Source organism: Cellulomonas sp. A375-1 (assembly GCF_001040865.1).
GTDB lineage: Bacteria > Actinomycetota > Actinomycetes > Actinomycetales > Cellulomonadaceae > Cellulomonas > Cellulomonas gelida.
On record NZ_LFKW01000090.1, the window covers coordinates 7,957 to 18,251 of the forward strand.

Sequence of the window (10,295 nt, forward strand, 5' to 3'; positions counted from 1 at the left end):
CCGCTCGTCCCCTGCTCCTGCCGGGAGGTGCCATGGAAGCCGCCGACAAGCTGGTGGGGATGGTGGTCGCGCTCGTCGCGTTCGCCGTCGTCATCGGCGTGATCCTGCTCGTCGTCCACCTGCTCGAACGCCGCGGCGCGCGGCGCGTCGCCTGGTGGTTCATCGGGCCGACGATCCTGCTCATCGCGATCGGGCTCGTCTACCCCGCACTGCGGACCGTGTGGCGCTCGTTCTACGACGCCGCCGGGACGGCCTTCATCGGGCTCGGGAACTACACCGACATCTTCACCTCGGGCGAGCAGCTCGTCGTGCTGCGCAACACCGTGCTGTGGGTGCTCGTCACGCCGTTCGTCGCCACGGTCGTCGGGCTGATCTACGCGATCCTCGTCGACGGCGCCAAGGGTGAGGCCGCCGCGAAGGCGCTGATCTTCCTGCCGATGGCCATCTCGTTCGTCGGCGCGTCGATCATCTGGAAGTTCATGTACGAGTACCGGTTCTACGACCCGTCGGTCGAGAACAACCCGAACCAGATCGGGTTCATCAACCAGATCATCGTGTGGCTCGGCGGGTCGCCACAGAACTTCCTGCTCAACAGCCCCTGGAACAACTTCTTCCTCATCGCCGTGATGATCTGGATCCAGGCGGGGTTCGCGATGACGATCCTGTCCGCGGCGATCAAGGCCATCCCGACCGAGATCACCGAGGCGGCGCGGCTCGACGGCGTGAGCTCGACACAGCTGTTCCGGTTCGTGACCGTTCCGAGCATCCGGCCCACGCTCATCGTCGTCCTGACGACGATCGCGATCGGCTGCCTGAAGGTCTTCGACATCGTCCGGACCATGACCGCCGGGCGGTACGGCACGTCGGTCGTGGCGAACGAGTTCTACACGCAGAGCTTCAGCGCCGGGAACCAGGGGCTGGGTGCCGCGCTCGCGGTGCTGCTGTTCGTGCTCGTCGTCCCGATCATCGTCTACAACGTGCACCACCTGCGGAAGGCGAACCGATGAGCGCCGTGCAGATCGACACCGCGACCGTCGGCGGACCCGTCAAGCCCGGTGGCGAGAGCACCGCGGCCGCCGCGCGTCGCCGCCTGTCCAAGCCGTGGGCGTCGCTGTTCGCGGTCATCCTCGCGGTGCTGTGGACCATCCCGACGTTCGGCCTGCTGGTCACGTCGTTCCGCCCCGTGGCGGACATCAACAACAGCGGTTGGTGGACAGTCCTGACCAACCCGAACTTCACGCTCGAGAACTACCAGACCGTGCTCTCGACGGAGAGCTCGCAGTCCCTGGCGCCCTCGATCGTGAACTCGATCGTCATCACGATCCCCGCGGTCGTGCTGCCGATGTTCCTGGCGACGCTCGCGGCCTACGCGTTCGCGTGGATGAACTTCCGCGGCAAGAACGTCCTGTTCATCGCGGTGTTCGCGCTGCAGGTCGTGCCGATCCAGGTCACGCTCATCCCGCTGCTCAGCCTGTACGTCGACATCAACATCGCCGGCACGTTCTGGGCGGTGTGGCTGTCGCACACCATGTTCGGGCTCCCGCTCGCGGTGTTCCTGCTGCACAACTTCATGCAGGAGATCCCGGGCGAGCTCATCGAGGCGGCGCGCGTGGACGGCGCCGGGCACGTGACGATCTTCTTCCGCCTCATGCTGCCGATGCTCAAGCCCGCGATCGCGGCGCTCGGCATCTACCAGTTCCTGTGGGTGTGGAACGACCTGCTCGTCGCGCTCACGTTCGCGGGCTCGTCGCGTGAGCTCGCACCCATGACCGTCGCGCTGCTCAACCTCACCGGGACGCGCGGGTCGCAGTGGTTCCTGCTCTCGGCAGGCGCGTTCGTGTCGATCATCATCCCCGCGATCGTGTTCCTGTCCCTGCAGCGCTACTTCGTGCGCGGCCTGCTGGCGGGCTCCGTCAAGGGGTGAGCCGGCGGACCGGCCGACGCGGCGGGGCGGGCTAGCCTGACGGCGTGCCCGCCCCGCTGCTGTTCGTCGTCTCGGCGATCGCGCAGTACGTCGGGGCCGCGGTCGCGGTCGACCTGTTCGACCGGATGGGTCCGGGCACCGTCGCGTGGCTGCGCGTCGCGATCGCCGCGCTCGTGCTCGTGCTCTGGACCCGCCCGTGGGGCTCGCGCGGCCGGTGGACGCGACCCGCGCTGCGGACCGCTGCGCTGTTCGGCGTGGTGCTCGCGGTCATGAACGTGGCGTTCTACGTCGCGCTCGACACGCTGCCGCTCGGCACGGCGGTCGCGCTCGAGTTCGCCGGCCCGGTCGCGGTCGCGGCGATCATCGGCAGCGGGTGGCGCGACCGGGCGGCGATCGTCGTGGCGGCGAGCGGTGTGGTGCTGCTCGCGGGCGTGAGCCTGCACCTCGGCGACGAGGCCGTGCGCGGGCTCGTCGCGATCGCCGTGGCCGCGACGTGCTGGGCGCTGTACATCGTGCTCGGGCGCCGCGTGGCGACCGCGCCGACCGGCGGGCTCACCGGGCTCGGCGTCGCGATGGCCGCCGGTGCGCTCGTGCTCGCGCCGTTCCTCGCGCGCGACGCGGGCCCGGTGCTGACCGACGCGCGGCTCGCGGTGCTCGTCGTGCTCGTCGCACTGCTCTCGTCGGTGGTGCCGTACGGGATCGAGCAGGTGGTGCTGCGGCGCGTGCGACCGGCCACCTTCGCGGTGCTGCTCGCGCTGCTGCCCGCGACCGCGGCGGTGGTGGGCGCCGTGATGCTGCAGCAGGTGCCGCACGGCGTCGAGGTCGTCGGGCTGGTGCTCGTCTCGGGCGCGATCGCGCTGACCGCGCGCACCACGGACGCCGACCGCGAGGCCCCGCCGCCGGCCTGAGCCCTCCGGGCCGAGCCCTAGAGGTACTGCCCGGTCCCACCCGGTTCGTCGGAGGAGCGCGCGTCCATCGCGCGGGCGTCCGGGGACAGACCGGGCGCGTGGATCGCGCCCGGGGGCAGGGCGCGGCGCATCTGGCTGAGCTGCGCCTGCGTCGCCATCTGCTGGGCGACGAGCGCGGTCTGGATGCCGTGGAACAGGCCTTCGAGCCAGCCGACGAGCTGCGCCTGGGCGATCCGCAGCTCGGCGTCGGACGGCGTGGCGTCCTCGGTGAACGGGAGCGTGATGCGGTGCAGCTCCTCGATCAGCTCGGGGGACAGGCCCTGCTCGAGCTCGTGCAGCGAGCGTTCGTGCACCTCGGCGAGCCGGGCCCGGGCGGCGTCGTCGAGCGGTGCGCTGCGCACCTCGTCGAGCAGCTGCTTGACCATCGTGCCGATCCGCATGACCTTCGCGGGCTGCGCGACCATGCCGCGGATGTCCTCGTCGTCGCTCGCGCCGACGGGCTCGTCGCTCGGTTCGCCCACGCCGTCCGGCGGGACGACGAGGATGCGCGGGTCACGTGTGCCGGGGCCGCTCTGCTCGTCGCTCACCGTCGCATTCTCGCCGAACACGGAGATGTCGACCAGGCCGCGGCGCACGTGACCTCGGCGGCTAGGGTGAGCGCATGCCTTGGCTGAGCACGCCGTCGCACGCCCGGTGGCTGGAGCAGGAGACGGACCGGCTGCTGGCGTTCGGGCGCGGGTCGGTGGTCCCCGGTGGCGCGTTCGCGCGGCAGGACGACGCGGGACAGCCCGCCGACGGCCCGTGGGAGCTGTGGATCGCGTGCCGCATGACGCACGTCTACGCGCTCGGTCACCTCCTGGGCCGTCCGGGCTCGGCCGCGGTGGTCGACCACGGGCTGGCCGCGCTCGCGCAGGTGTTCGCCGACGACGAGCACGGCGGCTGGTTCGCGGAGGTCGCGCGCGACGGTGTCCCCGTGACGGCGACGAAGGCCGCCTACCCGCACGCGTTCGTCGTGCTCGCCGCGGCGTCCGCCACGGCCGCCGGCCGCCCGGGTGCGCGCGCCCTGCTGGACGCGGCCCTCGCCGTCTCCGCCGGGCACTTCTGGGACGACGAGGCGGGCATGGTCGTCGAGGAGTGGGACGCGTCGTTCGCCGAGCTCGACGCGTACCGCGGGGTCAACGCGAACATGCACACGGTCGAGGCGTACCTCGCCGCCGCGGACGTCACCGGCGAGCGGGTCTGGCTCGACCGCGCCGCGCGGATCGTCGAGCGCGTGGTGCACGGCTTCGCGCGCGGCAACGGCTGGCGCATCCCCGAGCACTTCGACTCCGCGTGGAACCCGCTGCTCGAGTACAACGCCGACGCGCCCGCGCACCCGTTCCGGCCGTACGGCGCGACGATCGGCCACTCGTTCGAGTGGGCCCGTCTGACGCTGCACGTCCGGGCGGCCCTGCTCGCGCGCGGCGACGCGGCGCCGGACTGGATGGTCGAGGACGCGACGCAGCTGTTCGACGCGGGCGTCGTCGAGGGGTGGCACGTCGACGGCGCGCCCGGTTTCGTCTACACGGTCGACTGGGCCGGCGCCCCCGTGGTGCGTGAGCGCATGCACTGGGTCGCGGCCGAGGCCGTCTCGGCGGCCGCCGCGCTGCACGCCGCGACGGGTGAGGCCCGTTTCGACGCCTGGTACACGACGTGGTGGGAGTACGTCGGTGCGCACCACCTGGACCGCGAGGGCGGCTCGTGGTGGCACGAGCTCGGCACCGACAACGAGGTCTCGCGCACCGTGTGGGCGGGCAAGGCCGACATCTACCACGCGGTGCAGGCGACCCTCATCCCGCGGCTACCGCTCGCGCCCGCGCTCGCACCGGCCCTCGCCGCGGGGCTGCTCGCCTGACCCTGCTCGCCTGACCCTGCTCGCCTGACACCGGCCGGAGGCTGACGGCCGTGGCGCGTGCACGGCCGTCAGGGCAGCAGGACGAGCTTGCCGAACACCTCGCCGCTCTCGAGCAGCTCGTGCGCGCGGCGCGCGTCGTCGAGCGGGAGCGTCGCGTGCAGGACGGGGCGCAGCCGGCCGTCGAGCACGAACGGCCACACGCGCTCGCGCACCTCGGCCATGATCCGTGCCTTGTCCGCCGGGTCGCGTGAGCGCAGCGTCGTCGCGATCACGCGACCGCGGCGGGCCATGAGGGTACCGAGGTCGAGCGTCCCGCGACGACCCTTCTGCAACCCGATCACGACGAGCCTGCCGCCGGTCGCGAGCACGCGGACGTTGTCCTCGAGCCCGCCGGCGCCCAGCACGTCGAGCACGACGTCGACGCCGCGGCCGTCGTTCGCGGCGAGCACCTGGTCCGCGAGGTCGTCGGCGCGGTGGTCGAGGACCACGTCGGCACCGAGCGCCGCGACGCGTGCCACGCGCTGCGGCCCGCCCGCGGTCGCGACGACGCGCAGCCCCAGCAGCCGGGCGAGGGGCACCGCGATCGAGCCGATGCCGCCCGAGCCGCCACGCACCAGGATCGTCTCGCCCGCGCGGGCGTCCGCCTCGCGCAGGTTCGACCACACGGTCGCGAGCGCCTCGGGCAGCGCCGCGGCCTCGGCCGACGAGAGGCCGTCGGGTACCGGCAGCGTGAGCGCCACGGGGGCGACGACGTGCTCGGCGTAGCCGCCACCGCCGAGCAGCACCGCGACCCGGTCGCCGACCGCGCACGCGGCCGGACCCTCGCCCGTCGTCGGACCCTCGCCCGTCGTCGGACCCAGGGCCTGGACGACCCCCGCGGCCTCGAGGCCAGGCCACGGCGGCGAGCCGGGCGGCGAAGGGTAGGCGCCTGCGCGCTGCAGGAGGTCCGCGCGGTTCACCCCCGCGGCCTCGACCGCGACCAGCACCTCGCCCGGACCCGGGCTCGGGACGGGCACCTCGCGGGGCACGAGGACCTCGGGTCCCCCCGGCTCGGCGACGACGACGGCACGCACGCTCCGCACCTTACGGGCGATCCGGACCCCTCGAACGGTCGAACCCGTGCCGGGGCGTGCCAGGTTGTCCCGGTTCGTCGTATCCCTCCGGGTGAGGTCCGTGGCAAACTCTGGCGCGGGCTAATGGTCGATCGTCCAACGGCCGATACTGCGGCACGGGTGATCCATCGTCGTGTCCGCGCCGACGGAGCCCCGTGTCAGGCGAGGAAGGGAACGAGATGCTGCGACGACTTGGCATTAGAGCCAAGGTGCTGGCCGTACTGGCCGTGCCGATGCTCGTGCTCGTCCTTCTCGGTGTCTACATCTCCGTGAGCGCCCTCGACGAGATGAACGAGGCGCGCGCGACGCAGAGCGTCACGACCACGCTGCGCGCGTACATGCCGCTCGGGCAGGCGATCGACACGGAGTACATCGTGTCGATGACGAGCAACGACCCCGAGGCGATCAAGGCCGCGCAGGCCGCCACGGACGTGGCGCTCGCCGACGTGCGCAAGTACACGGCCAAGCTCCCGCTCGACCGGTTCCCCACCGCGCTGGTGCAGCAGTTCGACTCGGTGCAGGCCGACTACGAGACGACTCTGCCCGCCGCACGCCTCGCGGTGGAGCGCGGTGGTGTGTCCTCCGTGGTCCGCGCCAACTTCCAGACGATCGAGCGCGGTCAGCTCGAGCTCGTCGCCCAGCTCGCGGAGATCTTCCCGAACCGTGAGGTCGCCGCGGCCGTCACCGGGTACCGGACGCTCTCGCAGACGTCGACGGACCTCGTCGCCGAGCTGATCCAGGGCTCGAGCCTGCTCGCCGGCACCATCAGCCCCGCGCTCGGCGCGGTGTACCAGGAGAAGGTCGACGCGGTCGAGCTCAGCCGCACGTCCGCCGCCATCGCGCTCAACCGGATGCCCGGCGACCTGACGCTGCCCAAGGGCCAGCCCACGTCGCTCTTCATCTCCCAGCGCGCGCAGCTCGCCTCGGGCGAGCTCGAGTCGGTCCAGAAGGTCGACCCCGCCGCCTACGCCGCGGAGGTCGAGGCCCAGACCACCGCGCTCGTCGGGGTCGCCGAGGACGCCATCCAGCAGGCGCAGGTGCTCGCCGCCGCCGACGTGGACGCCGCGACCCAGCGGACGTACGTCACCGTCGCCGCCACGATCCTCGCGTTCGTCCTGTCGCTGCTCCTCGCGCTCGTCGTCTCCCGGTCGATCGTCATCCCGCTGCGCCGCCTGACGTCGGCCGCCTCCGACGTCCGTGAGCGCCTGCCCCAGATCGTCGAGCAGGTGGCGACCCCCGGTGAGCAGCCGGACGTGCAGCTCGAGCCGATCCCCGTCAACTCGCGTGACGAGGTCGGTCGACTGGCCCAGGCGTTCAACTCCATGAACTCCACCACCGTGCGCGTCGCCCAGGAGCAGGCCGCCCTGCGTGGGTCCATCGCGGAGATGTTCGTCAACGTCGCTCGTCGCGACCAGGTCCTCCTCAACCGCCAGCTGTCGTTCATCGACTCGCTCGAGCGCTCCGAGGAAGACCCGAACACGCTGGCGAACCTGTTCCGCCTCGACCACCTCGCCACCCGGATGCGTCGTAACGCCGAGTCGCTCCTCGTGCTCGCCGGCATCGACTCGGGTCGTCGTCTGCGTGACTCGATGCCGCTGTCCGACGTGATCCGTACCGCCTCGTCCGAGATCGAGCAGTACGACCGCATCGAGCTCGACCTGCAGGTCGACCCGCACATGCTCGGCTTCAACGCGCTGCCCGCGGCGCACCTGCTCGCCGAGCTGCTCGAGAACGCCACGGTCTTCTCCGAGCCGGAGACGCCCGTCACGGTCACCACCGGCGTGTCCGGCCAGTTCGTCGCGGTCCGCATCCGCGACCACGGCCTCGGCATGACCGAGGAGGAGATCGTCGCCGCGAACGCGAAGATCGTGTCCTCCGGCGCCGGTGACGCGCTCGGCGCCCAGCGCCTGGGCCTGTTCGTGGTCGGCCGCATCGCCCAGAAGCTCGGCGCCGCCGTGCGTCTGGCGAAGGCCGAGGGCGGCACGGGTACCGACACGACCGTGCTCCTGCCCGCGTCGCTGTTCGCCTCCAACGAGTCCACGGCCTACGGTGCCCCGTCGATCGCGGCCGAGGTCGCCGCCGCGGCCGCCGAGGCCCCCGAGGTCGCACCCGTCGACCTCGCCGCGCTCACCGACGGCGAGACGTCGCTCGGTCTGCCGCGCCGTCGTCGCGGCGAGGGCGAGCCGTCCGCGGACTCCGCGCCCATCCCCGTCGCGAGCTCCGGCCTGCCGACGCGTGGCGGCGGCGAGCTGCCGGCCCGTCCGCGCAAGACGTTCGACGAGAACGCGATCGTCCTGCCCGAGACCGCGGTGCCGACGCTCTCGCCCGACCTGTCGTCGTCCGCTCCCGACTGGGCCCCCGCGACCCTGCAGTCGGTGTCGGGCACCGGTCTGCCGAGCCGCGCCGCGCGCTCCGCCTCCCCCGCGATCACCCCCGCGGCTCCGGCAGCGCCTGCGCCGGACGAGACGCCGGCCATCCCGACGCCCGCCGCGCGTGCCGGCCTGTTCTCCGGGTTCCGCGGACGCTCCGCGTTCGGCGACGGCGAGGGCAGCGACCAGGTGCGCGCCCCGTGGATGTCGCTCGGCGCGCACGGTCTGCCGCCCGCCGCCGGTGACGTCCCTGCGCTCGCGCAGGACGACGAGCCCGCATGGGCCCCGGAGGACTCCGCGCCGACCCAGCTCGAGGTCCCCGGCCTGGTGCCCGACGACGAGCCCGAGGCCGCCGAGGCCAAGCCCGCCGCCGTGTCGCAGGACTGGGCCCCGACGTTCGTCGAGGACGAGGCGCCGGCTGAGCACACCTACGCCGAGCAGGCCCACGCCGAGCCGACGTACGCCGAGCAGCACGAGGCCTCCGCCGCGCCGATCGCGTACGAGGACGAGGCCGTCGAGACCCAGACGCCCGCCGCTGAGGTCGCGTACGAGCCGTTCCAGGCCGAGCAGTCCGCCTACGAGCCTGAGCACGCGCAGCCCGAGTACGCGCAGCCCGAGTACGCCCGGTCCGAGTACGCGCAGCCTGCTGACGCGCCGCTCACGTACGAGCCCGCCGGCTACGCGCAGGCCGAGCACTCGTACGACGACCAGCCCGCGGCGCAGGACGAGCCCGCAGCCGCGGCCGACGAGCTGGCCGGTGACGAGCAGCCTGCCGCGTACGAGCCTGTCGGCTACGAGCAGCCTGCCGCGTACGAGCCCGTCGGCTACGAGCAGCCCGCTGCCTACGAGTCCGAGGGCTACGAGCCGGTGAGCTTCGAGCCGGCACCGACGGCCGCGATCGGCGAGCCGCTCGTCGCACGCGCCGCCGCCCCCGGGGCGACCGCGGACAGCTTCCCGCAGTGGGAGGCGCCGTCGGTCGAGCTCGCCGAGGCCGTCGCCGCACAGTCCGACGAGACGTACCAGCCCTCCAGCGAGCAGCCCGCCGCGTTCGCCGCCGCGCCGGTCGCGGAGGCGCCTCGCGTCGTGACGCCCACGCCGGTGCCGTACACGTCGTACAGCGGCTACGCGGGCTGGTCTGCCGCGGGCCGCGCGCAGGCGGAGGCAGAGCAGCCGTTCGACTTCGAGCGCACGCTCGACGAGGCCCGCGCCTGGCACACCGGCGCGATGCCGACGGTGGCTGAGCCGGCCGTCGAGGCGCCCGCCGCGCACGAGCCTGCCGCGTACGAGCCCGCCGCGTACGAGCCCGCCGCGTACGAGCCCGTGGCCGAGGCGCCCGCGTACGAGCCGGCAGCCTTCCAGCCCGTGGCCGAGCCGGTGTCGCACCAGCAGGTCGCGGAGCCCGTGGCCTACGAGCCGACCGCGTACGAGCCCGTCGCCGAGCCCGTCACGCACGAGCCGGTCGCGCACGAGGCCGTCCAGCCCGAGCAGGCCGTCGAGCCTGCCGCGGCCTGGCAGGCACCCGTGTGGGAGGCGCCGACCGAGCAGCTCGCCGAGGCAGTCCCGGCCGAGCCGGCCGCCTACGAGGCGTTCACGGTGCCCGCCCTCGCCGAGGACGAGCCCGCGCAGGAGGCGGACCCGGTCTGGGCCGAGACGACACCGGCGTGGGGTGCCCCCGCGTGGCCGTCGATCGCCGACGGTGAGCAGGGTGCGCAGTCGTACGCCCCGCCCGCCGCACCGCAGCCCGTGTTCGAGGCGCAGCCGGCCCCGGTCGAGTCGCAGCCCGTCGCTCCGGTCCAGCCCGTGGCCGAGCAGCCCGCCCCCGCCGCGCCGTGGGGCGCCGCTGCCGGGTTCGGTGCCGCCGGCGTCTCGGAGCTCGAGCACGCGGCGTCCGAGGACAAGGGCTCGAAGAAGCGCTGGGGCCTGTTCGGTCGCCGCAAGGGTGAGCAGGCCGCGGCGCCCGCGGCGAGCTTCACGCCCACGCAGGCGTCCGCGCCGGCGGCGCCGTCCTGGTCGTCGTCGGTCCCGGTGGAGCAGCCCGCGCCCGCCGAGCCCACGCGTCAGTCCGCGTGGTCCGCCCCCGAGCCCCCG

7 protein-coding genes are annotated in these 10,295 nt (G+C 73.4%); 5 read left to right on the forward strand and 2 right to left on the reverse strand.

Translation table 11 applies throughout. The features are described from left to right. Window positions 1–32 precede the first annotated feature (32 nt). Genes CWIS_RS09590 through CWIS_RS09600 form a run of 3 tightly spaced genes read left to right on the forward strand, consistent with a single transcriptional unit; the run spans window position 33 to window position 2,832 of the window. The gene (locus tag CWIS_RS09590; RefSeq protein ID WP_048343061.1) at window positions 33–1,007 is read left to right on the forward strand and encodes a carbohydrate ABC transporter permease; all 975 of its coding nucleotides are present in this window, start codon (window positions 33–35) and stop codon (window positions 1,005–1,007) included. Next, a complete protein-coding gene (locus CWIS_RS09595) occupies window positions 1,004–1,924 on the forward strand; it encodes a carbohydrate ABC transporter permease (protein ID WP_048343062.1) in 921 nt (306 codons plus the stop codon). The genes CWIS_RS09590 and CWIS_RS09595 overlap by 4 nt, the downstream gene beginning before the upstream one ends. A gap of 44 nt (window positions 1,925–1,968) precedes the next feature. Further along, a complete protein-coding gene (locus CWIS_RS09600) occupies window positions 1,969–2,832 on the forward strand; it encodes a DMT family transporter (protein ID WP_048343063.1) in 864 nt (287 codons plus the stop codon). A 17-nt stretch (window positions 2,833–2,849) separates the two neighbouring features. Here the strand turns inward: CWIS_RS09600 and CWIS_RS09605 are convergent, their stop codons facing one another. After that, window positions 2,850–3,419: a bacterial proteasome activator family protein gene (locus tag CWIS_RS09605; protein WP_048343067.1), complete on the reverse strand. Its 570-nt coding sequence runs from the start codon at window positions 3,417–3,419 to the stop codon at window positions 2,850–2,852. A 74-nt stretch (window positions 3,420–3,493) separates the two neighbouring features. Here CWIS_RS09605 and CWIS_RS09610 point away from each other — a divergent pair, with 74 nt between their 5' ends. After that, window positions 3,494–4,726 carry an AGE family epimerase/isomerase gene (locus tag CWIS_RS09610; RefSeq protein WP_048343064.1) on the forward strand — a complete coding sequence of 411 codons (1,233 nt, stop codon included), beginning with the start codon at window positions 3,494–3,496 and terminating at the stop codon, window positions 4,724–4,726. Window positions 4,727–4,794: 68 nt separating this feature from the next. On the opposite strand, the gene CWIS_RS09615 is transcribed toward CWIS_RS09610, so the two are convergent. Next, a complete protein-coding gene (locus CWIS_RS09615; RefSeq protein ID WP_048343068.1) occupies window positions 4,795–5,799 on the reverse strand; it encodes an NAD(P)H-quinone oxidoreductase in 1,005 nt (334 codons plus the stop codon). Between the two features lie 218 nt (window positions 5,800–6,017). Here CWIS_RS09615 and CWIS_RS09620 point away from each other — a divergent pair. Next, the coding region (locus CWIS_RS09620; protein ID WP_156186610.1) for an ATP-binding protein at window positions 6,018–10,295 on the forward strand (4,278 nt) is incomplete at its 3' end.

What these genes read in the sequence shown, in the direction of transcription:
- CWIS_RS09595 (WP_048343062.1), top strand. Translation starts at nt 1,004, where the DNA reads ATGAGCGCCGTGCAGATCGACACCGCGACCGTCGGCGGACCCGTCAAG.
- CWIS_RS09610 (WP_048343064.1), top strand. Translation starts at nt 3,494, where the DNA reads ATGCCTTGGCTGAGCACGCCGTCGCACGCCCGGTGGCTGGAGCAGGAG.
- CWIS_RS09590 (WP_048343061.1), top strand. Translation starts at nt 33, where the DNA reads ATGGAAGCCGCCGACAAGCTGGTGGGGATGGTGGTCGCGCTCGTCGCG.